25 protein-coding genes are annotated in these 26,263 nt (G+C 65.3%); 8 read left to right on the top strand and 17 right to left on the bottom strand.

Going from position 1 to position 26,263, the window contains the following annotated elements:
- The first annotated feature begins 9 nt into the window (after nt 1-9).
- Nucleotides 10-1,266, top strand: coding sequence for a CCA tRNA nucleotidyltransferase (locus NLM33_RS16995; protein ID WP_254097163.1), 1,257 nt, complete (start codon nt 10-12; stop codon nt 1,264-1,266).
- Nucleotides 1,263-2,030: a TSUP family transporter gene (locus NLM33_RS16990; protein ID WP_254097161.1), complete on the top strand. Its 768-nt coding sequence runs from the start codon at nt 1,263-1,265 to the stop codon at nt 2,028-2,030. Before NLM33_RS16995 ends, NLM33_RS16990 begins: the two co-directional genes overlap by 4 nt.
- A gap of 16 nt (nt 2,031-2,046) precedes the next feature.
- On the opposite strand, the gene NLM33_RS16985 is transcribed toward NLM33_RS16990, so the two are convergent.
- The 9 genes from NLM33_RS16985 to NLM33_RS16945 form a co-directional block, all read right to left on the bottom strand.
- The gene (locus tag NLM33_RS16985) at nt 2,047-2,646 is read right to left on the bottom strand and encodes a GDYXXLXY domain-containing protein (RefSeq protein WP_254097159.1); all 600 of its coding nucleotides are present in this window, start codon (nt 2,644-2,646) and stop codon (nt 2,047-2,049) included.
- Entirely contained in the window at nt 2,643-3,911 is a 1,269-nt protein-coding gene (locus NLM33_RS16980) for a DUF2157 domain-containing protein (RefSeq protein WP_254097157.1), read from the bottom strand. The genes NLM33_RS16985 and NLM33_RS16980 overlap by 4 nt, the downstream gene beginning before the upstream one ends.
- Before the next feature lie 476 nt (nt 3,912-4,387).
- The gene (locus NLM33_RS16975; RefSeq protein ID WP_254097155.1) at nt 4,388-4,615 is read right to left on the bottom strand and encodes a DUF2158 domain-containing protein; all 228 of its coding nucleotides are present in this window, start codon (nt 4,613-4,615) and stop codon (nt 4,388-4,390) included.
- 125 nt (nt 4,616-4,740) lie between these two features.
- Complete coding sequence (locus NLM33_RS16970) at nt 4,741-5,805, bottom strand: hypothetical protein (RefSeq protein WP_254097153.1); 1,065 nt, start codon at nt 5,803-5,805, stop codon at nt 4,741-4,743.
- Nucleotides 5,806-5,929: 124 nt separating this feature from the next.
- Nucleotides 5,930-6,676, bottom strand: coding sequence for an HAD family hydrolase (locus NLM33_RS16965; protein WP_254097152.1), 747 nt, complete (start codon nt 6,674-6,676; stop codon nt 5,930-5,932).
- Nucleotides 6,667-7,554 carry an oxygen-dependent coproporphyrinogen oxidase gene (gene hemF / locus NLM33_RS16960; RefSeq protein ID WP_254097151.1) on the bottom strand — a complete coding sequence of 296 codons (888 nt, stop codon included), beginning with the start codon at nt 7,552-7,554 and terminating at the stop codon, nt 6,667-6,669. Before hemF ends, NLM33_RS16965 begins: the two co-directional genes overlap by 10 nt.
- A gap of 119 nt (nt 7,555-7,673) precedes the next feature.
- Nucleotides 7,674-8,039, bottom strand: coding sequence for a 6-carboxytetrahydropterin synthase (locus NLM33_RS16955; protein WP_254097150.1), 366 nt, complete (start codon nt 8,037-8,039; stop codon nt 7,674-7,676).
- Nucleotides 8,040-8,069: 30 nt separating this feature from the next.
- Complete coding sequence (gene queE / locus NLM33_RS16950) at nt 8,070-8,702, bottom strand: 7-carboxy-7-deazaguanine synthase (protein WP_254097149.1); 633 nt, start codon at nt 8,700-8,702, stop codon at nt 8,070-8,072.
- A gap of 18 nt (nt 8,703-8,720) precedes the next feature.
- A complete protein-coding gene (locus NLM33_RS16945) occupies nt 8,721-9,179 on the bottom strand; it encodes a tRNA (cytidine(34)-2'-O)-methyltransferase (protein WP_254105818.1) in 459 nt (152 codons plus the stop codon).
- A 278-nt stretch (nt 9,180-9,457) separates the two neighbouring features.
- Between NLM33_RS16945 and petA the strand changes: the two genes are divergently transcribed.
- The 6 genes from petA to NLM33_RS16915 all read left to right on the top strand — a co-directional run bounded on the left by petA (nt 9,458) and on the right by NLM33_RS16915 (nt 16,567).
- Complete coding sequence (gene petA / locus NLM33_RS16940) at nt 9,458-9,988, top strand: ubiquinol-cytochrome c reductase iron-sulfur subunit (RefSeq protein ID WP_254097148.1); 531 nt, start codon at nt 9,458-9,460, stop codon at nt 9,986-9,988.
- Nucleotides 9,989-10,053: 65 nt separating this feature from the next.
- Entirely contained in the window at nt 10,054-12,117 is a 2,064-nt protein-coding gene (gene fbcH / locus NLM33_RS16935; protein ID WP_254097147.1) for a cytochrome b/c1, read from the top strand.
- A 279-nt stretch (nt 12,118-12,396) separates the two neighbouring features.
- Nucleotides 12,397-13,071 carry a dienelactone hydrolase family protein gene (locus tag NLM33_RS16930; RefSeq protein ID WP_254097146.1) on the top strand — a complete coding sequence of 225 codons (675 nt, stop codon included), beginning with the start codon at nt 12,397-12,399 and terminating at the stop codon, nt 13,069-13,071.
- Nucleotides 13,072-13,186: 115 nt separating this feature from the next.
- On the top strand, nt 13,187-13,612 hold the full coding sequence (locus NLM33_RS16925) for a hypothetical protein (protein ID WP_254097145.1): 426 nt from the start codon (nt 13,187-13,189) through the stop codon (nt 13,610-13,612).
- A 240-nt stretch (nt 13,613-13,852) separates the two neighbouring features.
- Nucleotides 13,853-16,018 carry an anthranilate synthase component I gene (locus NLM33_RS16920; RefSeq protein WP_254097144.1) on the top strand — a complete coding sequence of 722 codons (2,166 nt, stop codon included), beginning with the start codon at nt 13,853-13,855 and terminating at the stop codon, nt 16,016-16,018.
- 9 nt (nt 16,019-16,027) lie between these two features.
- Entirely contained in the window at nt 16,028-16,567 is a 540-nt protein-coding gene (locus NLM33_RS16915; RefSeq protein WP_254097143.1) for an adenine phosphoribosyltransferase, read from the top strand.
- Between the two features lie 117 nt (nt 16,568-16,684).
- Here the strand turns inward: NLM33_RS16915 and NLM33_RS16910 are convergent, their stop codons facing one another.
- The 8 genes from NLM33_RS16910 to NLM33_RS16875 form a co-directional block, all read right to left on the bottom strand.
- Complete coding sequence (locus NLM33_RS16910; RefSeq protein WP_254097142.1) at nt 16,685-17,017, bottom strand: GIY-YIG nuclease family protein; 333 nt, start codon at nt 17,015-17,017, stop codon at nt 16,685-16,687.
- An 81-nt stretch (nt 17,018-17,098) separates the two neighbouring features.
- Nucleotides 17,099-17,767 carry a hypothetical protein gene (locus NLM33_RS16905; RefSeq protein ID WP_254097141.1) on the bottom strand — a complete coding sequence of 223 codons (669 nt, stop codon included), beginning with the start codon at nt 17,765-17,767 and terminating at the stop codon, nt 17,099-17,101.
- Between the two features lie 60 nt (nt 17,768-17,827).
- Nucleotides 17,828-18,580: a hypothetical protein gene (locus tag NLM33_RS16900; RefSeq protein ID WP_254097140.1), complete on the bottom strand. Its 753-nt coding sequence runs from the start codon at nt 18,578-18,580 to the stop codon at nt 17,828-17,830.
- Nucleotides 18,581-18,788: 208 nt separating this feature from the next.
- Entirely contained in the window at nt 18,789-20,006 is a 1,218-nt protein-coding gene (locus NLM33_RS16895; protein WP_254097139.1) for a M48 family metallopeptidase, read from the bottom strand.
- A 32-nt stretch (nt 20,007-20,038) separates the two neighbouring features.
- Entirely contained in the window at nt 20,039-20,599 is a 561-nt protein-coding gene (locus NLM33_RS16890; protein WP_254097138.1) for a LemA family protein, read from the bottom strand.
- Between the two features lie 147 nt (nt 20,600-20,746).
- Nucleotides 20,747-21,730 (bottom strand): small ribosomal subunit Rsm22 family protein, encoded by a 984-nt coding sequence (locus NLM33_RS16885; RefSeq protein WP_254097137.1) that lies wholly within the window; start codon nt 21,728-21,730, stop codon nt 20,747-20,749.
- A 112-nt stretch (nt 21,731-21,842) separates the two neighbouring features.
- Nucleotides 21,843-25,307: a chromosome segregation protein SMC gene (gene smc / locus NLM33_RS16880; protein WP_254097136.1), complete on the bottom strand. Its 3,465-nt coding sequence runs from the start codon at nt 25,305-25,307 to the stop codon at nt 21,843-21,845.
- 197 nt (nt 25,308-25,504) lie between these two features.
- Nucleotides 25,505-26,161 carry a DsbA family protein gene (locus tag NLM33_RS16875; RefSeq protein ID WP_254097134.1) on the bottom strand — a complete coding sequence of 219 codons (657 nt, stop codon included), beginning with the start codon at nt 26,159-26,161 and terminating at the stop codon, nt 25,505-25,507.
- Between the last annotated feature and the right edge of the window lie 102 nt (nt 26,162-26,263).

The following is a 26,263-nucleotide window of genomic DNA, read 5'->3' as shown; positions in this document are numbered from 1 at the left end:
GGCTGGCAGATGAGCGCGGAGCCCCTGCTTGCCGATGCGTCCTGGCTGACCTCCGGCGGGACCGCGCGCGTCCTGCAGCTCCTGAACGCCGACGGCGAGGAGGCGCGCGTGGTCGGCGGCGCCGTGCGTAATGCGCTGCTCGGCTTGCGGCCGGGCGACATGGATATCGCGACCACCGCATTGCCGGAGGAGGTGATGCGGCGCGCCAAAAGCGCCGGCATCAAGAGCGTGCCGACCGGCATCGACCACGGCACCATCACCCTGGTCATCGACGGGCACCCCTATGAAGTGACCACGCTGCGCGAGGACACCCAGACCTTCGGCCGCAAGGCCAAGGTTGCGTTCGGCCGTGACTGGGTGAGGGACGCCGAGCGGCGCGACTTCACCATGAACGGGCTGTCGGTCGACGCGACGGGCGTCGTGCACGACTACGTCGGCGGGCTTGCCGACATTGCGCTGCGGCGCGTGCGCTTCATCGGCGATCCCGACCAGCGCATCGCGGAAGATTACTTGCGCATCCTGCGCTTCTTCCGCATCCACGCCGCCTTTGGCCAGGGCGAGCCGGACCGCGGCGGCTATCTCGCCTGCATCCGTGGCCGCGCCGGGCTTGCGGGTCTCTCGGCCGAGCGGGTGCGCATGGAAATGCTGAAGCTGCTGGTCGCAGCTGGTGCTGCGCCCGCGGCGGTCGCCATGGCCGACGGCGGCCTCTTGCAGTTGCTGATCGGCGGCGTGGCCTATACCGGGCCGCTGGCGAGCATGATCGCGATCGAGCACGAGCTTGGCCTTGCTGCGAGCGCGACCCGGCGGCTTGCGGGACTGACGGTCGCCGTGACCGAGGATGCCAAGCGCGTCGCGTCGCGGCTCCGACTCAGCAATGCGGAGGCCAAGGCGCTGGATTCGATGGGGCACCGCTGGTGGCGATTCGCCAACAAGGACGAGGCCAATGCGCGGCGGCTGCTCTATCGGCTCGGCGCCGAGCGCTATCACGATCGTGTGTTGCTGGCGTGGGCGAGGGACGCGGGCGAGGTGAATTCGGCGCGTTGGCGCGAACTCGCCGAGCTGCCGCAACGCTGGATGCCGCCGAAATTCCCGCTGAAGGCCGCCGACTTCATCGCGCGCGGCATGGCGGAAGGGCCCGCGCTCGGACATGTGTTGACGCTCGCCGAGGACGCTTGGCTTGCGGCGGATTTTCCCCTAGACGAGGCGGCGCTCGCTTCCATCGCCGATCAAGCTGCGGCACGCGTCAGCCGCGATCAGAGAACGTGACCATCGTCTCAGGCTTCGCCGATATTTCGCTTCTGCAGCTTCTGCTGGTGGCGTTGATGGCGTTGTTTGCTTCGATCATCGGTGGGCTCGCAGGTTACGGCACCGGCGCCCTGATGCCGCTGGTGCTGGTGCCGATGGTCGGCGCCGAGCCCGTGGTGCCGATCATTGCGATCTCCGCGATCTTCACCAATCTCAGCCGCGCGATTGCCTATGTCAGCTATGCCGATCGCCGTCGCGCGCTCGTCGTGCTTGCCTGCGCGGCACTGACGACGGCGCTCGGCGCCTACGGCTACACGCGCCTGACCAATGCCGGCGCGGCGCTGGTGATCGGCACCATGCTGATCCTGAGCGTGCCGCTGCGCCGCGTGCTGCGCCGCCGCCAGGTCAAGATCGGCAACACCGGGCTCGCGGCGGGCTCGGTCGGTTATGGCGTGCTGGTCGGCGGCACCTCCGGCTCCGGCGTGATCCTGCTCTCGCTGCTGATGGCCGCGGGCCTCGAAGGCGCGGCGGTGATCGCGACCGACGCGATGATCTCGCTCGGCACCGGCCTCATCAAGATCTCGGTGTTCGGCCTCGCCGGCGCGGTGACCGCGCAGGTCCTTGCGTTCGCGCTCCTGATCGGCGGGATGGCGGTGCCGGGCGCATTCCTTGCAAAGGCCTTCGTCGAGCGGATGCCGGTGCACATCCACGCCGCGATCCTCGACGTCGCGGTGATCACGGGCGGGCTCGTGATGATCTCGGCGGCGGTGAAGCAGTTGATCTGAGACTCCTGGCGTTCTCTCAGAACCACGGTTCCTCGTAGGCAGGCTCGCCATCGACCAAGAGCCGCTTGATCGCGGCGCGCCCGGACGGTGTGACCGCAGCAACGATGGTCAGCTTGCGCTTGTCGCGCGCCTGCTCGAGCTTCCGTCCCTCACCTTCGGGAACGAAATAGCGCTCCAGATTGTAGTTGACGTGCAGCGTGGCGCAGAAGGCGCGGGAATCCGCGCCGCAATTGGTGCCGTAGGTGACGCGGCCGCGGATCAACACCTCCGGGCCTGCCACCGGGACGACTTCGGTGTGCACCGCGACGGCCTTGTAGAGACCGTCGCGATCGGGCGTCAATTTGACGAACACGATCGGATTGCGGGCCCCTGCGGGTTTATCTTGCAGCGCTCCTGACCGCACATCCGAAATATCATAGCCGAGCCGAACGTAGTCCCCGCGCAAGAGATCCCGGGGATCGACGGGATGCGTCTGCAGGGCGATCTCCGCGCCGTTGCGCAGGATCTGGACCCGATCGACGATCATGGCGGCCAGGAGCGCGAACTGAATCAGCGCGGCGGCTGCGAAGAGGGCGATCTTGGGGATGCGCTGCAAGGAGCCGGCGACGCTGGTCATGTCTCGGTCCTCGGCAGCAGACGGTTGAGCACGGCCGACATCGCGATCGCGACGACGCCCGCCGCGGCGAGAAACGCCGAGCGACGCAGCAGCGAGCCCTTGACGGCCCAGGTAATGCCGGCAATCACGCCTGCGATGCCGAGCCAGCCGGCAACCATCCGCGCGCGGCTGCCATCGAGCATTCCGGAGACGACGAGGCAGAGCATGGCGCTGAGCACGACGGCATAGGCAGGCCATGGCTCGCCGGTTTGCCGCAACTGCCACATGACGGTCGCGATCATCATGAGCGCCATCGCGCCGCCGGCAAAGGCCGGGCCGGCGCGTCGTCGGAGCACCCCGACTGCGAGGGCTGCGATCGTCGCAGCGACGCCGCACGCGATGGCCCACGCTGGCTGGAGACTGGCATCCGACCCGGGATGGAGCATGTCGTTGGCTGCAATCACCTCGACAACGGCGACGACCGCCAGCGCGAATGCGCCGTAGGTCGACAATACGCCGCCAGCTTCACGTGTCCTCTGCCACGGCGTCGCGGCAAGCGCCAGCCCGCCGCCTAGCAGCAGGGCTGCGCCGTTGGCGAGAACGAGGAACGGCTCCAGGTCGTGCAGGCCGAGCTCCGTTGCCGTCGCAATCCACCATGGCAACGCCGCCAGCGCGACGAGATGAGCGGCCACGCGCGAATTCCAGATCACAGCAAGGGCGCCCGTCAGGAGCCAGAGCGCGACGAACGGAAGGTGCGGGCCGTCGTGGATGTCGGCGATGCGCAGGCAGGTCCAGATACTTGCCGCGACGAGTGCCACCGCAAGCGCGCCGCGCGAGCTGGTCAGTGCAGCCGTGCAGAGCGCGCCCACGGCCCACAGCAGCATGCCCCCGGCAAAGTCGTCGCCGAGGTGATACATCTGGCCGACGAGTGCGATACCGGCCCCGAAAATGACCGCACCGACGCTCGCGCAGAGATCGGCGAGGATGGGGCGTTCGGTGCGGACGAACCACGCGCCGAGCGCATTGGACGCGACGATGCCGGCGACGAGAATTGCGAAACGCGACGGCCGCGCGATCTCCACCCAATGCGCGGCGACGAAGGCCACGAACGCGGCCGCGATCAACAGGCCGCCGACAATGCCCATCACGACGGGAATGCTGAAGCCAGAAGCTGCCGCCGGAAGCCCACCGCGGATGGCGGCTACGGCCGCAGGCGTGATCAGGCCATCGGCTTCCCATCGTGCAAGATCGGCTTCGAGGCGCTGCCGGTAGGCTCGATCAAGCATCGTCAGTTCACCGCTCCCGCTGGCGCAGAATCAATCTACTGCCCCATTTGGTTGCGGTCGAACTGCGGCAGGTTCAAGAGGATCGTCTGGCGCCGAGCGTTGTTCAAAGCAAATCGCGCCCGACTTCAATTGGGGGCCGCGATCTCGCCCTCGTTCTCGATGATGGCATCATGCCCCTGATTTGCCCGACGCGTCAAGTAATTTCGTAAAATCCGCAAAACGTCGCGTCGGCAGTCGCTGGCTACTTTGCATGGGGTTGTTTTCGAGAGTTTTGTTGGATGGGCGAAAGTCGGAGGCCGCGGGGTCGGTCAAACCTCCCCCGCTTGCGGGGGAGGTCGGCGCGAAGCGCCGGGTGAGGGCTCTCTCCGCATTGGGAGTCTCGATTGCGGAAACACCCTCTCCCCAGCCCTCTCCCGCAAGCGGGAGAGGGAGCGCACTTCCTATGTGGCAGCCATCGAACCTAATCTCGTCGCGCTTTATTCCTCGTCCTCGTCGTCTTCCTCTTCGTCCTCTTCCTCATCCTCGTCGTCTTCGTCCTCTTCGGGCCCGGCCTGTTCGAGCACGGTGAGCGGCAGCGTCTCCCGGAAGAGATTGCCTTCCATGCCCATCCAGAGGCAGAGCACGTCCTCCTCCTTGACCTCGACGACGGTCAGCGGCTGGCCGCCGGATTTCAGCATCACGACATCGCCGGCTTTCAGTTCCATGGATTTGTCCTCCGTGTTGATCGACGCGGCTCAACGCTAGCAAGCCGTCATGACATGCCGATCACGGACGGCTGCGTCGGTCGACAGCAAGGTGATGGCGACCCTTCAGAGATTACCGTGCGGAATCAGCGCGCCTTGATGATCGGCGTCGTCTTGATCGGGGTGCATGCATCGTTGAAAAAGCCAACCACGGATGTGACGACCGGCACATGGCAGGCAAAGCTGTCCGGGCGATAGCTCTCGCGAATCCAGTCCATCTGGTAGGTCGCGAGGGTCATAAAGGCATTGAGGCGCTTGGCCTGGAGGTCGATCGCTGCCTGAATGCGGTCGCGGTCGACCTGGGGTGAAGGCTTGCGCGCGAGCTTCGCCTCGGGTTGCGAGGCCCAGTAGCGCACTGGCGCCAGTCTTTCATGCAGGTTGCGCAGACAATAGTGCATCACAAGCACCTGATGCTTGGCGCTGAACCAGTGAATCGTGACGGAATCGTTCGTGCCGGCCTTTTCCCGGTTCTTCGGGCAAACATCGACATACGAATATGCCGGGTCAAGGTTGTATTGGGCATGTATCGAACAGGCATCCTCGGCAGTTATGCGAGGGGTGGTCGACGCGCCGCCTCCTGAAGGCATGAATTGCGGCAAGTGGTGATCGCAATCGAAGTCATAGGCGCGAAGCAGGGATTGGTCGAGCGGGTCACTGTTTGGGCCAAGCCGTACTAACGGATTGTCTCTGAAGTTCGAAGCCCAGTCGATATATATTTCTGCGTTTCGCGCCAGCAGCTCGCCGGTTTCAAACAACGCCAGTTGGGCCGTTTCGTAGACCTTGAGAATGTCCTGGGCGTTGTTGACAGCAAGGGTCCGTTCGTTGGCGTCGGCGCGATCGTCGAGCGCAGCCGAGTAATCAGAGAACAGCTGCTGTTGCAGCGCCTGCACCAGAGAGAATTTCGTCGAGATATCGTCGAACGTCTTCGCCGCTGCCAGCATGTTTTCCTTGGCCTGGGCGCTCACCTTCTCCTGATAGGAGTTTAGATACTGGAAGTAGCCGACGAGGAGGCTGCCCAGCATCGTCACCAGCGAGAGGCTTTTGACGAGCGTAAACCCGCGATCGAATTTCGCCAACCACGATAGTGGCGGTTCGGAAGGCGGAGGCGCTTTCGCATCAGAGGTTGGCCTGGCTGCATCGTCCTGGGACACCGGTGACCTCCAGGTATGTTCGGTCAGGAGCCGAGCCGATACAATCTCCGATTGTCGCCAATGACATTGTGAGGGAGTTCATACATCACGGCATGGTGAAAATGCCGTCCGGAACCGTAACCGCTTACGGCAGCAGCTCGGTCAGCGAGCGGATGATGCGGTCGGGCCTGATCGGCGATCCCGCAGGTAAGCCCTCGCCATGCACGTCCATCCAGACTGTGTAGATGCCGAGGCGCTGCGGCGTCACGACTTCCCATTCCAGATTGTCGCCGACCATCCAGGTCTCCCCGGCGGTGACGCCGAGCGCGTCCATCGCATGCAGATAGGCGCGCTCCTCGGGCTTGCCGAAACCGTGCTCGCCCTCGATCTGGATGTGGTCGAAGCGATGGGTCAATTCGAAACGCTCGACCTTGGCGCGCTGCATGTCGGCAGCCCCATTGGTCACCAGCGCGAGCTTGACGCCAAGCGCCTTCAGCCGGTCGATGGCTTCATGTGCGCCGGGGAAGACGAACATCTCCTCCTCGCGATAGGTGGTGAAGCGGTCGGCTAGGCGAATGGCGAGATCGTCGGGCAGGGCGCGGTGCCCGCTTGCGGCGAGCGCTGCGAAGCCGCCTTTCACCGTCAGCCGCCGGGCCTCGCCGAGCTTGAGCCGCCAGGCGGCCTCCGCATTGGCCCAGAAATTCCGCGCAAACGTCAGCACGGCTGCGGCGACCTGCGCCGGCGGCAACGGTGCAAGCTCGGCCGCGAACTCGGTTGCGATCGTGTTCCAGGCGATCTCGGGACGGCCATAGGCCGACAGGATGGTGTCGTCCATATCGATCAGCATGGCACGGGGCAGGGGCTTTGCGGTCTTCATCGACGTCATGGCCATTTCACTTCCGGCGGCAGCGAAGACAGGATCGAATCCACATTGCCGCCGGTCTTCAGCCCGAAGATCGTGCCGCGGTCGTAGAGCAGGTTGAACTCGACGTAGCGCCCGCGCCGGATCAACTGTTCCTCGCGATCGGCGGGCGTCCAGGCATCAGCGAAATTGCGCCGCACCAGTTCCGGATAGACCTTCAGGAAGGCGCGGCCGACATCCTTGGTGAAGGCGAGGTCGGCTTCCCAGTCGCCGCTGTCATGCCAGTCGTAGAAGATGCCGCCGATGCCGCGGGCCTCTTTGCGGTGCGGCAGATAGAAATACTCGTCGCACCATTTCTTGTACTTGTCGTAGTCGGCAACGCCGTTCTGCCCGGCGCAGGCTTCCTGCATCGCGGCGTGGAAGGCGATCGTGTCCGCATCCTCCTGCGTGCGCCGCCGGTCGAGCACGGGAGTGAGGTCGGCGCCGCCGCCGAACCAGGCTTTCGTCGTGACGACGAAGCGCGTGTTCATGTGCACGGCGGGCACGTTGGGATTGCGCATATGCGCGATCAGCGAGATGCCCGACGCCCAGAACCGCGGATCGTCCGCCGCGCCCGGGATCTGCGCGCGAAACTCGGGGGCGAACTCGCCATGCACGGTCGAGCAGTGCACGCCGACCTTCTCGAACAGGCGGCCGTACATCATCGACATCACGCCGCCGCCGCCCGGCGCGCCAGAGTGGTCGGTGCGCTGCCAGGGCGTGCGCACGAAGCGGCCGGCCGAACCGGGATAGAGCTCTTGCGGCGCGTCGTCCTCGAGCCGCTCGAAGCTTGCGCAGATGTCGTCGCGCAGAGACTCGAACCAGCTCCGCGCGCGTGCCTTGCGGCCGTCAATCGTAGAAACGTCCATATCTAAATCCCAAAGCGGACCGGCTCGTAGGGTGGGCAAAGGCGCGCTTGCGCCGTGCCCACCACTTTGATCGTCGTCTTGAATGGTGGGCACGCTACGCTTTGCCCACCCTACGAAGTCTAACCCTGCGGACCGTAATAGGCGCAGCTCTCGTTGCAACTGTCGCGATGGATGCTGACGCGGGTCAGCCCGCCGAGATGTGCAAGACGCTCCCAGACGAAGCGCGAGAGGTTTTCAAGCGTCGGGGTGCCCAGCGCCTCGATCTTGTTGAGAAACTTGTGGTCGAGCGTCAGCCGTACGTCCTCGATCGCGCGCTGGACGAGGCCGAGATCGACCACCATGCCGGTCACGGGATCGGGCGTGCCGCGCAAGCTCACCTCGGCGCGGAAGGAGTGGCCGTGAATCTCTTCGCTCGCCGCGCCAAAGGTCGTACCCGACAGCGTATGCGCTGCCTCGAAGCGGAATGATTTCGTCAATTCCCACATCTTGTGAACGTCAGTCCTATCTGATGCCAGCTACCTGATGCCGAGCGTCTTGTGTGTTTGTACGCTGAGCCGCCATTGCGGGTGGCGCAGGCAATAGTCGATGGCGCGCGCTGTGTTCTCGGCCACATCCAGCCCGTCCATCGGTTGCAGCGAGAACCGCTCGAAGGCGAGGCCTTCGAAAGCTTCCGGCAGCGCCTGCGCTTGCGGATAGACCAGCTTCAACTCGTGACCGCGCCGCACGACGAGATCGCTTCCCGCTTTCGGACTGACGCAGATCCAGTCGAGGCCATCAGGCGGAAGGATCGTACCGTTGGTCTCGACCCCGATCTCGAAGCCGTTCGCGTGTAGCGCATCGACCAGCGGGGCGTCTACCTGCAACAGCGGTTCGCCACCGGTCAGGACGACATAACGGTTACCGTCGGTTCCCGTCCATTGCGCGGCGATCGTCGCCGCAAGGTCCGCCGCGCTGGCGTAGCGCCCGCCCAGCGTGCCGTCGGTGCCGACGAAGTCCGTGTCGCAGAATTGGCAGACGGCGCCGGCGCGGTCGGCCTCGCGGCCGCTCCAGAGGTTGCAGCCGGCAAAGCGGCAGAACACGGAAGCGCGTCCGGCCTGGGCGCCTTCACCTTGCAGCGTCAGGAAGATTTCCTTGACCGCGTAACTCACCATGCTCTCCCAAACATTCTAGGCGGATTGGTTCCGGACCTGCCGCAGCGCTTCGCCTGCGGCCATCGCCGCGGTCATCGCCACATTGAGCGAGCGCAGCCCCGGCTTGATCGGGATCACGAGCCGCGCATCCGCGGCCGCGACCACCTCGTCGGTAACGCCTGCGCTCTCGCGCCCGAGCAGCAGGATGTCCGACGGCTGGTAGCGAAAATCAAGGTAGTTGGTCGCTCCCTTGGTGGTGAACAGCAGCAGCCGGTACCCTTGTTCCGTGCGCCATGCCTCAAATTTCGACCAGGAGTCGTGACGGGTGACGCTGACCTGGTCCAGATAGTCCATTCCCGCCCGGCGGAACAAGCGGTCGGAGACGGGAAAACCCGCCGGCTCGATGATATGGGCGGCCATGTCCAGACAGGCGCAGAGCCTGAGAATCGTGCCGGTGTTCTGGGGGATGTCGGGTTGGAAAAGCGCTATCTGCATGGGCTGCGGGGGGGTGGTGCGGGCCGGAAATGTCTCAATGAAACATCGCTGGCCGCGGAATTCGTGCATTGCACGCTTCCGCGCCGATAGCGGGCTTGCGCTCGCCCGGCAAGGGTGCCAATAGAACGATTCTGGACTGCTGTTTCGCTCGTTTTGGCGCGGATCAAGCAAAGTTCTGCCGCCGCGGGGGGCCGCGGGCGCCGGCAGCCTGTTCTGGGGACCTTTGGGCGCCCCCTGGGGCGGTTCCGCCGGTCGCATAAGAAGAAAGGGTTGGAATCGTGACGACAGCGTCTTCGGCGGACCATCCGACACGCCGTGATTTCCTTTTCGTTGCAACGGGGGCAGCAGCGGCAGTAGGGGGCGTTGCGACGCTCTGGCCGTTCATTTCCCAGATGAATCCGGACGCCTCGACGATCGCCGCCGGCGCGCCGATCGAGGTCGATCTGACCCCGGTCGCCGAGGGCCAGGACATCAAGGTGTTCTGGCGCGGCAAGCCGATCTACATCAGCCACCGCACCAAGAAGCAGATCGAAGAGGCGCGCGCGGTCAACGTCGCGAGCCTGCCCGATCCGCAGTCCGACGAGGCCAGGGTCAAGGCCGGGCACGACCAGTGGCTGGTCGTGATCGGCATCTGCACCCATCTTGGCTGCATCCCGATCGCCCATGAGGGCAATTACGACGGATTCTTCTGCCCCTGCCACGGCTCGCAGTATGATTCGTCGGGGCGCATCCGCCAGGGGCCCGCACCCGCAAACCTGCCGGTGCCGCCCTACCAGTTCGTCTCCGACACCAAAATCCAGATCGGCTGAGCTTCGGACCCCGCGTCCGAAGCTTCGCGCCGTCGCGTCGTCGTTTATTTCCTCAGGATCGCATCATGAGCGGACCCTCCGACTACCAGCCGAGCAATCCAGCCCTGAAATGGATCGAGCGGCGGCTGCCGATCTTTGGTCTTATGCACTCCTCGTTTGTCGCCTATCCGACGCCGCGTAACCTGAACTACTGGTGGACCTTCGGCGCCATCCTGTCCTTCATGCTCGGGATGCAGATCGTCACCGGCGTGATCCTGGCGATGCACTACACGCCGCATGCCGATCTCGCCTTCAAGTCGGTCGAGCTGATCGTGCGCGACGTGAACTACGGCTGGCTGCTCCGCAACATGCACGCCTGCGGCGCGTCGATGTTCTTCTTCGCCGTCTACGTCCACATGCTGCGCGGCCTGTACTACGGCTCCTACAAGGAGCCGCGCGAGGTGCTGTGGATCCTCGGCGTCATCATCTATCTCTTGATGATGGCGACCGGCTTCATGGGCTACGTGCTGCCGTGGGGCCAGATGAGCTTCTGGGGCGCCACCGTCATCACCAACCTGTTCTCCGCTATTCCCTATTTCGGCGAGAGCATCGTGACGCTGCTGTGGGGCGGCTACTCCGTCGGCAACCCGACGCTGAACCGCTTCTTCTCGCTGCACTATCTGCTGCCGTTCCTGATCGCTGGCGTCGTCGTCCTGCATGTCTGGGCGCTGCACGTCGCCGGCCAGAACAATCCGGACGGCGTCGAAGCCAAGACGGAAAAGGACACGGTGGCGTTCACGCCGTATGCGACGATCAAGGACTTGTTCGGCGTGTCCTGCTTCACGATCCTCTTTGCCTGGTTCATCTTCTACATGCCGAACTATCTCGGCGACGCCGACAACTACATCCCGGCGAACCCGGGCGTGACGCCGCCGCACATCGTGCCGGAATGGTACTACCTGCCGTTCTACGCGATCCTGCGCTCGATCCCGAACAAGCTCGCTGGCGTCATCGCGATGTTCTCGGCGATCATCGTGCTGGCCTTCCTGCCCTGGCTCGACAGCGCCAAGACGAGGTCCTCGAAGTATCGTCCGCTCGCTAAGCAGTTCTTCTGGATCTTCGTCGTGGTCTGCATCCTGCTCGGCTATCTCGGCGCGCAGCCGCCGGAGGGCATCTACGTGATCGCCGGCCGCGTGCTCACGGTCTGCTACTTCGCCTACTTCCTGATCGTGCTGCCGCTGCTCTCCCGCATCGAGACCCCGCGGCCGGTGCCGAACTCGATCGCGGACGCGGTGCTGGCCAGGGGCGGCAAGGTCGCGGCCTCCGTCGTGGTCGCGCTGGTCGCTGCCGGCGCCCTGTTCGCCGGCACGCTCGGGGATGCCCGTGCTTCGGAAGGCTCCGACAGGCCGCCGGGCATCAAGTGGTCGTTCGCAGGTCCCTTCGGCAAGTTCGACCGCGGCGCGCTGCAGCGCGGCCTGAAGGTCTACAAGGAGGTCTGCGCCAACTGCCACGGCCTGTCCTACGTCGCCTTCCGCAACCTCGCGGAAGCCGGCGGCCCCGGCTATTCCGTGGCGCAGGCGTCGGCGTTTGCCTCCGAGTACAAGATCAAGGACGGTCCGAACGACCAGGGCGAGATGTTCGAGCGCCCGGGCCGCCCGGCGGATTACTTCCCGTCGCCCTTCCCGAACGAGCAGGCGGCTCGCGCGGCGAACGGCGGTGCGGCGCCGCCCGACCTGTCGCTGATCACCAAGGCGCGTTCCTACGGCCGCGGCTTCCCCTGGTTCATCTTCGACTTCTTCACCCAGTACCAGGAGCAGGGCCCGGATTATGTCGCGGCAGTGCTCCAGGGCTTTGAGGAGAAGGCGCCGGAAGGTGTGACCATCCCGGAGGGCTCCTACTTCAACAAGTACTTCCCGGGCCACGCCATCAAGATGCCGAAGCCGCTGAACGACGGCCAGGTCACCTATGACGACGGCTCGCCGACCACGGTCGCGCAATACGCCAAGGACGTCACCACGTTCCTGATGTGGACCGCGGAGCCGCACATGGAAGCGCGCAAGCAGCTCGGCTTCCAGGTGTTCGTGTTCCTGATCATCTTCACCGGTTTGATGTACTTCACCAAGAAGAAGGTCTGGGCCGCCGCGCATTGAGCGGCCGTATAGCCATGGAAATGAAAAAGCCCCCGCAAGGGGGCTTTTTTGTTGGCGGCGTTCGCGTCCCGGACGCGCTGCAGCGTGCAACGCTGCTGCGCAGAGCCGGGACCCAGCGTGCCCACGGCTGGACCCCGGATCAGCAATGCACCACGCCGCGAAGGGCGGCGCACTGCATTGCATCCGGGGCACGAGAGTGTGTTGTTCGGTGCGATTGCTTATCGCGGATACACCAGCCAAAATGCACACAACGCCCCCAGAAACTCGTCGGAGGAAAGCATGGGCACCGTCATCACCTTCAAGCGTCCGGACGGCAAGGATGCGTCGGGCTATCTCGCCAATGCCGCGCGCGGCAATGCGCCGGGCGTGGTCGTGATCCAGGAATGGTGGGGACTGTCGGATCAGATCAAGGGCCTGTGCGACCGCTTTGCGCTCGCCGGCTTCGATGCGCTCGCGCCCGATCTCTACAAGGGCAAGGTGGTGCCCTATCACGACACCGATGCGGCCAATCGCGAGATGAACTCGCTCGATTTCATGGACGCCACCACGCAGACCGTGCGCGGCGCCGCGCAATATCTCGCGCGCAACAGCGCCAAGGTCGGCCTGACCGGCTTTTGCCTCGGCGGTGCGGTGACCATCATCGGCGCCACCAAGATCCCGGAGCTCGCGGCCGGCGTCGTATTCTATGGCATCCCACCGGAGCAGGCGGCCAAGCCTTCTGACGTCAAGATCCCGCTCCAGGCGCATTTCGCTAACAAGGACGATTGGTGCACGCCGGAGCTCGTCGGTGGTTTCGAAAAGGCCATGAAGGCCGCCGGCAAGTCGCTCGAGCTGTTCCGCTATGACGCCGAGCACGCCTTCGTCAACGAGCAGCGCCAGGCCGTGCACGACCGCGAAGCCGCCGAGCTCGCCTGGGGCCGCGCGACGGAGTTCTTCAGGAAGCATCTGGGATGAACGCAGAGCCGAGCTGATGCGACACAAGGCAGGCCGACCGGTGTCGGGCGGTCGCTCCGGCGCAGTCAGGCACTCTGCTGCGTCGGAGCCAACACATTGGCGCCGAGCATCCCCCATGAAAGCCTTCCTGATCGCATCATTGTTCGTGACCGGCCTTGCGGCGCCTTGTTGGGCCAAGGATCCCGCGTGTAACGGGCCGGAATTCGGGGCTTTCCGGACCGACTTCGAAGGCGCGGCGAATGCGAACGACAAGAATCGCATCGTCAAGCTGATCTCCTTTCCCGTCGAGTATTGGTCGGGGGAAGGCAAGCACGATGTGCAGAGCGGTCCGGTCAAGACCGAAGCCGAATTCCTGCAACGCTACGACTCGCTGTTCACGCCCTTCATGCGCAAGCATCTGCACACCGCAAAGCTCCTGTCGCTGCCCGATGGCCGCTGCGCGCTGACCTGGCATGACACGAATTCCGAGTTCACCTTCGAATTCCGCTATGCCCCCGACGCCGGCTTCCGGGCGATCGGATATGAGGTCGGGGCGTATTGATCCGGGCTACGGCAGGTGGAAGGCATCTTGACGCCGTCCCCGCGCCATGGTGTGTAGTTGCTCCCATGAGCACCGCTGTCCGCCCATCCCGTCGTTGGTGGCGCACCTCCTAAAGAGGTGGCCGGTGCGATTTCGTTTCCCTAAATCGTCGAAGGTCGCCAACGCAGTGCGGCGGCCTGATCGTTTGTCCTGTGTGGCGTTCCCTCGGCAAGTCTCGTAAGAGGAGCCCAAGAGGATCACATGAACAGGACAGTCTTTGCCCTTCCGGCCAGAAGCGACTATGTGACCCGCGCGGGTCTTTCGATCACGCGCGTGGCCGAACAGTTTAGCGGCGGCGCCAGTCGGCTCGACGATCTCGTCAACCTGCTCGACCGCCGCCGCGGCGTGGTGCTGTCGTCGGGCACGACCGTGCCCGGCCGCTACGAGAGCTTTGACCTCGGCTTCTCCGATCCGCCGCTCGAGCTCGAAACATCAGGCGTCAATTTCAAGCTCGAAGCGCTGAACCAGCGCGGGCAGGTGCTGATTGCCTTCCTCGCCGACGTCCTGCGCGAGCCCTGTGTGGTGATCTCCGAGAAGACGGCCTCGCGGCTTGCCGGCCACATCATCCGCGGCGATGCGCCGGTCGAGGAGGACCAGCGCACGCGGCGCGCCAGCGTGATGTCGCTGGTGCGCGATCTCGTCGCTGCTTTTTCCGCCAATGACGACGGGCTGCTCGGCCTGTTCGGCGCCTTCGCCTACGACCTCGTCTTCCAGATCGAGGACCTCGTGCAGAAGCGCGCGCGCGAAAAGGACCAGCGCGACATCGTGCTCTACGTGCCCGATCGCCTGCTCGCCTATGACCGCGCCACCGGCCGCGGCGTGGTGCTGAGCTACGACTTCACATGGAAGGGCCGGTCGACCGAGGGCCTGCCGCGCGAGACCGCGGATAGCCCTTACCTGAAGACGCCGCGGCAGGGCTTCGCCGATCACGCGCCGGGCGAATATCAGGCCACGGTGGAAACCGCGCGCGCGGCCTTTGCCCGCGGCGATCTCTTCGAAGCCGTGCCGGGACAGCTCTTTGCCGAGCCCTGCGAGCGTTCGCCGGCAGAAGTGTTCCAGCGCCTCTGCGTCATCAACCCGTCGCCCTACGGCGCGCTGATGAATCTCGGCGACGGCGAATTCCTGGTGTCGGCGTCGCCCGAGATGTTCGTGCGCTCCGACGGCCGTCGGGTCGAGACCTGCCCGATCTCGGGCACCATCGCGCGCGGCACCGACGCGATCGGCGATGCCGAGCAGATCCGCCAGCTCCTGAATTCGGAGAAGGACGAGTTCGAGCTCAACATGTGCACCGACGTCGACCGCAACGACAAGGCGCGCGTCTGCGTCCCCGGTAGCATCAAGGTGCTGGCACGGCGGCAGATCGAGACCTACTCAAAGCTGTTCCACACCGTCGACCATGTCGAAGGCATGTTGCGTCCCGGCTTCGATGCCCTCGACGCATTCCTCACCCATGCCTGGGCCGTCACCGTCACCGGCGCGCCAAAGCTCTGGGCGATGCAGTTCGTCGAGGATCACGAGCGCTCGCCGCGCCGCTGGTATGCGGGTGCGATCGGCGCGGTGAATTTCGACGGCAGCATCAACACCGGCCTGACCATCCGCACCATCCGGATGAAGGATGGCCTCGCCGAGGTGCGCGTCGGTGCCACCTGCCTGTTCGATTCCGATCCGGCCGCAGAAGACCGCGAGTGCCAGGTGAAGGCGGCGGCGCTGTTCCAGGCGCTGCGCGGCGATCCACCAAAACCACTGTCGACCTTCGCACCCGATGCGACCGGCTCGGGCAAGCAGGTGCTGCTGATCGACCACGACGACAGTTTCGTGCACATGCTCGCCGATTATTTCCGCCAGGTCGGCGCCAGCGTCACCGTGGTCCGCTATGTGCATGCGCTCGACATGCTCAAGCAGAAGACGTGGGATTTGCTGGTGCTGTCGCCCGGACCGGGTAGGCCCGAAGATTTCGGGATCAAGAAGACCATCGACGCGGCGCTTCAGAACAAGCTGCCGGTGTTCGGCGTCTGCCTCGGGGTGCAGGCGATTGGCGAATATTTTGGCGGCGAGCTCGGGCAACTGACGCATCCCGCCCATGGCCGGCCGTCGCGGGTGCAGGTGCGGGGTGGGCGCCTGATGCGCAACCTGCCGAACGAGATCGTGATCGGCCGCTATCATTCGCTGTATGTTGAACGGGACAGCATGCCGGATGTTCTATCGGTGACGGCGAGCACCGAGGACGGCGTCGCCATGGCGCTCGAGCACAAGACGCTGCCGGTCGCCGGCGTGCAGTTCCACCCGGAGTCGCTGATGTCGCTTGGCGGCGAGGTAGGTTTAAGAATTGTCGAGAACGCATTCCGGCTGAATGCGGGCGTCGATTGAGAGGCACCAATGACCTTTGACTACGATCTGAAGGCGAGCGTTCGCAGCATCCCGGACTATCCGAAGCCCGGGATCATGTTCCGCGACATCACGACCCTGCTCGCGGATGCGCGCGCCTTCCGCCGCGCGGTCGACGAGCTCGTGCATCCCTGGGCCGGCAACAAGATCGACAAGGTCGCCGGCATGGAGGCGCGCGGCTTCATCCTCGGCGGCGCGGTGGCGCATCAGCTCTCGGCCGGCTTCGTGCCGATCCGCAAGAAGGGCAAGCTGCCGCACACCACGGTGCGCATCGCCTATTCGCTGGAATACGGCATCGACGAGATGGAAATGCATGTCGACGCGGTCGCGCCCGGCGAGCGCGTCATCCTGGTCGATGACCTCATCGCCACCGGCGGCACCGCCGAGGGCGCGGTGAAGCTGCTGCGGCAGATCGGCGCCAACGTGATGGCGGCTTGCTTCATCATCGACCTGCCCGAGCTCGGCGGCGCCGCCAAGCTGCGCGCCATGGACGTGCCGGTGCGCACGCTGATGACGTTCGAAGGGCACTGACTCTGCGGCCGCCTCGACGAGCAAATCTACGACACGACGAGATTTAGCTGAGCGCAAGCCGCGTCGGTGGTGCGCTCCCTCTCCCGCAAGCGGGAGAGGTGAAGCCCGAGCGCCGGGCTAAATCGCCTCGGCCTTGAGCTCCGATAGCCAATGCAGCATGCGCTCCTTCAGGAGCGCATCGCGGACATAGCTCATCTCCTCCTCGTCCAGCCGCTCGCATTCCGCGAAGCTGAGGCCAGCGGAGCCATGCGCGTTCCAGGTTGCCTGAAGGCTGCGGCAGGGGTGTCCGCCCTGGCGCAGCGTGAACCAGATCCGGTTGGGGACCTTCTCCAGATCAAGCGCCTGGCCGATCCAGGCTTCGCCGGTCGCCGCGCAGCGGACGACGTAGATGCCGACGGCGGTCTTGCGCTCCTTGTAGGCGGCAATCGCGGCCTTGCGGTCGATGCTCATGGGCTTGGTCTCGTGGGGAGGGTGTCGCGCGAGGTCATACAAGCCGCCGGGTGGTTGGTCAATATTACCCGGGTAAAATAATCAAGAGCTCTGCAGGATCAGGCTGAGCTCGAGCTCGCGGAAGGCGAGGTAATTCCGCCGGATCCACTGGTGCAGCTCGGTCGACGAATCCTTCTCCTGGCGCAGATAGCCGGTGAAGGAGAAGTTGAGCCGGTCGATATAGGTCTTCAGGAAGCCGGGCAACGCCGGCAGGCGCAGCAGCCGGCCGCCGGCCATGGCGGGCGGCAGCTCGCCGCGGACGACATGTTCGTTGTCCACGGTGATTAGGTTGATCCGCGGGATTTGTGCGTGCAGCGTCTCGTATGCGCGGCCCGAGACGCGGTCGGTGTCGGCGACGAACAGGATCATCGGCGCCACGTGGCGGCGGGCGGCTTCCTTCAACAGGCCGATCTCGTCGGTCATCTTGAAGAACTCGTCGAAGGCGTGGAAGCCGAGGTCGATCACCTTGCCGAGCCCGTCATCGACGATGACGCGGTCCATGAGCTGCATCTTGCCGTAGGTGTCGATGACGTCGGCCGTCTCGGTGACCTTCGGCAGATAGTCGAGCAGCGACGGCTCCTTCAGATTGACGTCGAAGGCCGCGACATCGCCGTTCTTGAGCAGCAGGAATTCGGTCAGCAAGCGCGCGAGCAGCGTCTTGCCGACCTGCGGTCGGGGGGAGCAGATGATGTAGACGGGCGTGGCGGCCATTAGCAGCTATATCAGGCGGGTTCGGCGCCCAATCCAGCCGCATCCGCAGCTTGCCCGCAACTATTTTTCGCTGCTGCGGGCGGCGGGCTTGGAGCCGACGATGTCGGTCAGCCGGATGCGGTCAAACTCGCTCCAGACGTTCGCCAGCCAGTGCCGGACGTAGCCGCGCAGCACGAACGAATAGTTCGCGGCTTCGTCGTGGGTGCCCTTGTTGGCGACAAATTTCAGGAACGGGACGGACGAGACCTCAACCTGCTCATAGGCCATTTCGTTGAGCTTGGGGATGGTCAGCTCGGTCGCGTCCTTGATGCGGTGGAAGTAGGAATTGTAGGTCGCCTGGTCCCACTGGAAGAACTGGGTATCGTTGATGAAGTTCTTCACCAGGAAATATCTCGCGCCGGTCATGAAACCTGCGGTCTCGGCGATCTCCTCCAGCGAGGCGATCGAGGGCCCCAGAATGTGGAACACGGCGAAGGTGATCTGGCCGGCCTTGGCGGCGTCGAGGAAGCCGATGTCGCGCAGCGAAGCCAGCGCCGGCGAGAGCAGGCCGGCGCGGACGTCGATCACGGTCACCGACGGGCTCACCGCATTGAGCGTGTCGAAGATCTTCATCTGATCGGCCGTCGTCGTCATATCGACGATCTCGGTGATGTCAGGGTGGAAGCGCTTCAGGGTTCCGCGCGGCGACTCCGTGTCGAACGCGCGGGTCGGCACGTTGTTGGCGGAAAAATAATCGAGCAAGGTACGCGAAACCGTGGTCTTGCCGACCCCGCCCTTGTCCGCGCCCACCACAACCACTGCCGGCTTTGCCATTGCTGTCCCCTAACGCGCGCCCGCCGATCGCTGGTTGCGATCGGCCGGGTGCCAAATCGATGTCCCGAGTCTGCTGTTGGGCGCGAACATGGCAGAAACAAGGGAGAATTCAATTCCTCCTAGCCTCGTTGCGGCAATTCCCGCGGTTTTTCCCAAGCGCAACAAAATCCCTTCCGCGCCCGGCCTCGTGATGCGGCAAATTGTGCGGTCAATGACGGCCCCAAGGCCCGATCGGAGGCCCCATTGGATTGCCGACGGGGGTTCCGGAGCGGCTGGGAGCGGTACCCTGCGTGGCATCGGCCGGCGTGGCGGAATCGTTCCACGGGCCGGTGGGCAGCGCCGGCGGGGTGTCCTGCCGTTCCGCCTGCGTGTCCGTTTGCTCAGATTCATCCGATGGCGGCGGCAGCGGACCTGGATCATGGCCGCCGGCAAAATTCACCAGGGCCTTGATCCGCGAGTCCACCGAGGGGTGGGTCGCGAACAGGTCGGCGAAGCCCTCGCGGGGATTGTCGACGCAGAGCTCCATCACGGCGGAGGTCGCGCCCGGCAACTCGCCACGGCCATCGATCTTGCGCAGCGCCGAGATCATTGCGTCGGGGTTCTTGGTGAGCTCGACCGAGCCGGCGTCGGCCAGGAATTCGCGCGAACGCGACAGCGCGAGCTTGACCACTTGCGACACCAGCCAGGCCACCACGATCAGCACGACCGCGATGATGATGACCACCACCGCGCCGCCGCCGGAGCTCTTGCTGTCGCTTGATGATGAGGACGATCGCGACGAGGAGGACGAACCCGACGACCAGGAGCCGCCGGAGCTCCAGTTGAAGCTGGTGAACAGGCGGAAGAACAGCTCGCCGAAGAAGCCGACCACACCGGCGATGATGACGGCGACCACCATCAGCTGCACGTCGCCGTTCCTGATGTGGGTCAGCTCGTGGCCCAGCACCGCCTCGATCTCCTGGTCGTTCAGCGCCTTCATCAGACCCGTGGTGACGGTGATCGCATATTGCCGCGGGTTGAGGCCGGTCGCGAACGCGTTCAGCGCCGGGCTCTCCATGATCTTCAGCTTCGGCATGGTGATGCCGCGCGAGATGCAGAGATTTTCGAGGAGATTATAGAGCCGCGGCTCTTCCTGCCTTGTCACGTCGTGGCCGCCGGTGACGGCGTCGATCATCGACTGGTGGAAGAAATAGGCGATCACGATCCAGGCGATCGCGGCGACGGTCGCGAAAGGGGAGGCCTTGATCAGGTCGGAGAAGGCGCGGGTCAGATAATAGGCGACGGACTGATTGCCGTTGATGACGACTTCGGCGACCAGCGCGCCGGCATAGACCAGCACGTAGAACAGCAGGAACAGTCCCGCGAGCAGCACCATCGAACGAAACTTGTTCGAGGCGATATGCGTGTAGAGACCATACGCGGCCATGGCGCGCTGTCCTGCCGGTCTATCGTTTCAGATCAGAACTTGACCTGTGGCGCCGCCTCGACCTCGGTGCGGCTCGCGCCGAGATCGAAGAAGTCCTTGCGCGTGAAGCCGAACATGCCGGCGAACAAGGCGGCGGGCATCTGCTGGATTCCGGTGTTGTATTCCTGGACCGCGTTGTTGAAGAAGCGGCGGCTCGCCGCGATCTTGTTCTCGAGGTCCGAGAGCTCGCTTGCGAGTTGCTGGAAGTTCGCATTGGCCTTGAGGTCGGGATAGGCCTCCGACAGCGCGATCAGCCGGCCGAGCGCGCCGGAGAGCTGGTTCTCGGCCGCGGACACCTGCGCCGGCCCTTGTGCGGACATCGCCGAATTGCGCGCCTTGATGACGTCGTCGAGCGTGCCGCGCTCATGCGCGGCGTAGCCTTTCACGGTCTCGACCAGGTTCGGGATCAGGTCATGCCGCTGCTTGAGCTGCACGTCGATATCGGCAAAGGCCTGGCCCACGCGCTGGCTCAGCGCCACCAGGCGGTTGTAGGCGCTGAAGGCGAACAGCACGAGGACGACGATGACGCCGAGGACGATCCAGCCGGTCGACATGGAGAACTCCTGAAGGGGGAAGAAGGCGGATAGCGTAGACTAAAATGATGCCGGGCGGCAGGCCGGCTCGAGAAGGCAGGCAAAAGGCAAGTAAGGCTTGGTCGGGCGCGAGCCCAATCCAGTTCAAGGGAAAAGCACTGATCGAGGTTAACTTTCGGCCATCGCGGCGTCGCCCCAGCGCCAGCGCCAGCGGCGGGCGCTGGCATAGGCCGCCTTGTCGCGGCGTGGCACCTTTACGAGCTCGGCGCCCTCTTCGGTGCAGAGTTTTGCGGTGATCTCGGCCTTGCCGATATCCGGCTCTGCCAGCACGCGCGAAAAGCGCGCGGCGACCGCCGCGCGGGTCAGCGCCACATAGATGAACTTCTCGTCCTCGAAGGGGACCTCGGCGCCCTTGAGCTGCCGGTGGGCCTGGGAGCGCGGCAGGCGCTGGGCAAAATGGCACCAGTCGGGCGCTGTGAGCGGGCAGGGTTTGTCGTGCGGGCAGGGCGCCGCGACATGCGCGCCCGATGCAATCAACTGCTGACGCAGCGCAAGGATGCGCGCGTAGCCGGCCGGCGTGCCCGGCTCGATCACGATGAGGGCGTGGCGCGCCTTGGTCCACATCGCGTCAGCGAGCGCGCGCTGGTCGTGCTCACTGAGCTCGCCGATCACGTAGCTCGCGACGACGAGATCGGCTGGCGCGGCTTCCGCGAGGTTCGTGCCCGCGTCGCCCGGCAAATAGCGGCAGTCGGCCAATCGCGTGCTGTCCTGCGCAAGCTCGAGCGCCAGGCTGCTCAACGTGCGGTTGGCGTCGAGCAGGGTGAAGGATTGCAGCGACGCAAAGGCTTCCGCGGCCGCCCAGCTCGCGGTGCCGGGCCCCGCGCCGACATCGAGCAGGCTGTCCGGGGCAAGCTCGGGCGCGATCTCGATCAGTGCATTCAAGCTGGCCGCAACGGCGGCGTAGGTCGCGGGCATGCGCGCGAGTGCATAGGCCAGCGCATCGGCTTCGGACTTGATGGCGGCGGAGCCACCGCCAGCGCGATAGGTGCTCGAGATGCGCCCGGCCCGCTGCGCGGCATCGGTGCGGGAGAAGCCCTGGAGCTTGCCGTCGAGCGCGGCCTTGAGTTCGGGGGGGAGGGTGGGTGAGATCATGTTTGCCCACCGTCGTTCCGGGGCGCGACGAAGTCGCGAACCCGGAACCTGGAAGTTGTGTCGCGAGATTCCGGGTTCTCGCTTCGCGAGCCCCGGAATGACGCCAGAGATATCACGCGACGTTCTGGTCGAGAATGTCCACCGCCTCGGACAGGCTCACCGACACGAGCTGCGAGACGCCGCGCTCGGCCATGGTGACGCCGAACAGCCGGTTCATCCGCGCCATGGTGATCGGGTTGTGCGTGATGATGATGAAGCGCGTGTCGGTCGAGCTGGTCATCTCGTGCAGCAGGTTGCAGTACCGTTCGACGTTGTGGTCGTCGAGCGGCGCGTCGACTTCGTCCAGCACGCAGATCGGCGAGGGGTTGGTGAGGAACACCGCGAAGATCAGCGCCATTGCGGTCAGCGCCTGCTCGCCGCCCGAGAGCAGCGACAGCGTCTGAGGCTTCTTGCCCGGGGGCTTTGCGATGATCTCGAGACCGGCCTCGAGCGGATCATCGCTCTCGATCAGGTGCAATGCCGCTTCGCCGCCGCCGAACAGCTCGACGAACAGGCGCTTGAAGTGGTTGTTGACGACCTCGAACGAGGTCAGCAGCCGCTCGCGGGCTTCCTTGTTGAGGCTCTGGATGCCCTGGCGCAGCCGCTTGATGGCTTCGACGAGGTCGTCGCGCTCGGTGGTGAGACCCGTGTGCTGGGCCTCGACCTCGCGCAGCTCTTCCTCGGCGCGCAGGTTCACGGCACCAAGGCGCTCGCGGTCGCGGCGCATCTTTTCGAGGTCCTCCTCGATCTCGTGCAGCGGCGGCAGTTCCGCGCCGGGCTCGATCTCGGCGAGGCCGGCGACCGCCTGCGGCTCCACCTCCAGCATGTCGCGGATTTCGCGCTCGATGTCTTCGAGCCGGCGCCGCGCGCCCTCCATGCGCTCCTCGGCACGCGCGGTCGCCTCGCGTGAGCTGGACAGTGCTTCGAGCGTCAACTTGGCCACGCGATCGGTCTCTGCCATGGCCGTTTCGGCCTCGGCGAGCGCGTCGGCGGCGACGCGGCGATCATTCTCGGCGTATTCGATCTCGTTGATCAGCGCGCTGCGCTTCTCGGCGAACACCGCCGGCGCGTTTTCGAGGTCGCTGCGTTCGATCGAGACCTCGGTGATGCGGGCCTGGATGGTGTCGATGTGGGAGGCCGCGCTCTGCTTTCGGTTCTGCCATTCGGTGCGCTCGGCGAGGATCGCCTGCACGCGACGGTCGGCGAGCTCGGCCTCGCGCGCCAGTGCCTGCGCCTCGGCGCGGACCTGGGCGGCCATGCGGCGATGGCCCTCGATGTCGCTGCGCACGGCGGCGAGCCGGATCTCGGTGTCTTCGCTCGACGGCAGCTCGGAGATCGCTGCCGCTGCGTATTCGTGCGCGGCCTCGGCCTCGGCGCGGTCGGCGGCGAGGCGGCTGTGCGCTTCCGACAGCGCCGACTTGCGCGCGGCGCGACGGTTGATCTCGCGCTCCGCCGTGGCATGGCGCTCGCGCGCGGCATTGAGCTCGCGCTGCGCGGCGCGCCAGGCCTCGCGGGTGGCGCCTTCGGTGCCGGCGGCCATCTGCAACTGGCCTTCCGCGTTCTCCAGCGCCTGGCGCTTGATCTGCGCGTCGATGCGGGCCTGCTCCAGTTCGTTCTCGATGTCGACGAGGCGGGCGCGCTCGGCGAGCCGCCGCGCCGCGCCGGTCGGCGCGTGAGCCGCCGCGACAAAGCCGTCCCAGCGCCAGACGTCGCCTTCCGGCGAGACCAGCCGCTGGCCGGTCTTGAGCTGCGAGACGAGCTCGGCGCCGCGCTCGCGCGGCACCACGCCGATCTGCGCCAGGCGGCGCGAAAGCTCGATCGGTGCCTGCACGTGGTTGGCGAGCGACACGACGCCTTCGGGCAGCGCCGGATCGCCTTCGGTGACACCGGCGTTGGTCCAGCGCATCGGCGCGGAGGGATCGACGGGTGCATCGAGGTCGTCGCCGAGCGCGGCGCCGATCGCCTTTTCAAAACCCTTGTCGACGGTGATGCCGTCGATGATCGGCGGCCACAGATTCTTGGTCTCGCCGTTGACGATCTTGGAGATCGTGCGCGCCTCGGTTTCCAGCCGCTGCACGCGCTTGTCGGCCTCATTCAGCGGCGAGCGCGAGGATTCCAGCGTCTGGCGAGCCGCGACGTGTGCGGCTTCGCTGTCCTGGGCTGCAGCTTCCGAGGCCGCCAGCGTCTGCTCGGCGTTCTCCACCGCAGCAGTGAGCTCGTCGAGATCACCGAAGCCGCCGGTCTCCTCGGCGAGCTTTTGCTCTTCCGCGGCGACGTTCGCGATCTCCTGGTCGAGCCGCGCGAGGCGGTCGCGGTGGGTGCGGACGTTGGCTTCGAGTTGATTCCGCTTGGCGGTGAGGTCGGCAAGCGCCGTGGTCAGCTCGGAGAACTGCTGTTCGGCTTCGGTGAGCGTCGCCTCGGCCTCGGAGACGCGCTCGTCGACGCCGGAGCGTTTCTCGACGCGCGACTTGATCTCTTCCTTCAGCTCCAGATCCTCGGCGTCGAGCCGCTGAAGCGCGACGTCGGCGTCCATGGTCTGCTGCTGGGCGCGGGCGATGTCGCCCTCGAACTGGGTCAGCCGGCGCTCGAGCTCGGTGGCGCGCTCCTTGGCGCGCTCTTCCTCGCGGTCGAGCAGCTCGCGCGCATTGGTCAGCCGCTGCAGGCCAGCCGCGGCGCGGGCTTCGGCGTCGCGCAGCGCCGGCATGCCGGCGGCGCGGATCGCCTGGATGCGGGCAGCCTCCGCCTGGTGCTGGGTGCGCTCGGCCATCTCGCGCACGGCGAGATCATGGGTGCGGCCGGAATCATTGACCTCGGCATGCGCCCCGATCCAGCGCAGATGGAACAGCGTCGCCTCGGCCTTGCGCACCTTGGCCGCGACCTCGCGATAGCGCACGGCCTGGCGGGCCTGCTTCTTCAGGCCCTCCATCTGGCCGGAGAGCTGGCCGATCACGTCCTCGACGCGGGTGAGGTTGGTTTCGGCCGCCTTCAGCCGCAGCTCGGCCTCGTGGCGGCGGGCGTGCAGGCCGGCGACGCCGGCGGCATCTTCCAGCACGCGGCGGCGCTGCTCGGGCTTGGCCTGGATGATCTCGCCGATCTTGCCCTGGTGGACGAGGGCCGGCGAGCGCGCGCCAGTGGCGGCATCGGCGAACAGGATCTGCACGTCGCGGGCGCGCACGTCGCGGCCGTTGATGCGATAGACCGAGCCTGCCTCACGCTCGATGCGGCGGGAGATTTCGAGAAGCTGGCTGTCATTCATCGCCGCCGGCGCGGTGCGATCGGCATTGTCGATCGTCATCGTCACTTCGGCGTGGTTGCGCGCAGGGCGATTGCCGGAGCCGGCGAAGATCACCGCGTCCATGTCGGCGGCGCGCAGCGATTTGTGCGAGGTTTCGCCCATCGCCCAGCGCAGCGCTTCGACGAGGTTCGACTTGCCGCAGCCGTTCGGTCCGACGACGCCGGTGAGGCCCGCTTCGATCACGAAGTCGGTGGGCTCAACGAAGGACTTGAAGCCATGAAGGCGCAGGCGGGTGATCTTCATAAAACACGCTTCTCTGTTGGCAGGACGCGAATCTCCCTGCCGTGACAATACCATAGAAGGCAAATGTCGGTGTCTGGGCTACCGCTTCGAGCGGCTTATGCACAAGCGACAATGGCCGCGCCGGTGCTCAAGGGCAACCGGCCAGCAACGCTTTTCCCAAGGCTTTTGAAGCGCGAATCAGGATCAAAGCGTGAAGATCAGCTCTTCAACAGCGGATTGATCTTCTTCGCGAATTCCTCGAACGAGGCCTCGCCCTTGATCTTCTCGCCGTTGATGAAGAAGGTCGGCGTCGAATCGACCTTCAGAACCTCGCTCGCATATTTCTGGTCGGCGGCGATCTTGTCGAGCAGTGCCTGGTCCTTCAGGCAGGCTTCGACCTGGCTCTGGGAGAGGCCCGCCTGCTTGCCGATCCGGGCAAGCGTCTCCGTGGTGTTCTTCGTCACCCAGTCGGCCTGCGAGCGGAACAGCATGTCGGTGACGGCGAAATATTTCGGCGCGTCGCCATTGGCGATGCAGCGCGCCAGCATCGAGCCGGCGGCGGCTTTGATGTCGAGCGGGAACTCGCGGAAGATGTAACGCACCTTGCCGGTGTCGATGAATTCCTTCTTGATCTTCGGGAACACCTGCTCGTTGAAGGCCGCGCAATGCGGGCAGGTCATCGAGGCGAATTCGGTGATGGTGACGGCGGCGTTGTCCGGACCGAGCGCCATGTCGGGCAGCGACACCGGCTTGGCGACATCGGAGGTGCTCTGCGCCATGGCCTCGGTGATGAGCCGCAGCGGCGACAACCCGGCAGCCACGGCAAGTCCGGTCAGCGAAAGCATCGTGGTGAAGACGCGGCGGGTGATCATCAAAGGTCCAACTCCCGAAATTGGCGTAAGCACGCCCAAAGCTCCCCGATTGAGCGGCCTGTCGCTAGCTTGAAACCGCAATGGAGGCAATGGCGGGCCGCAACA

The sequence above is a fragment of the Bradyrhizobium sp. CCGUVB1N3 genome (assembly GCF_024199925.1).
Lineage (GTDB): Bacteria > Pseudomonadota > Alphaproteobacteria > Rhizobiales > Xanthobacteraceae > Bradyrhizobium.
This window is presented reverse-complemented; position numbering and strand designations above follow the sequence as displayed.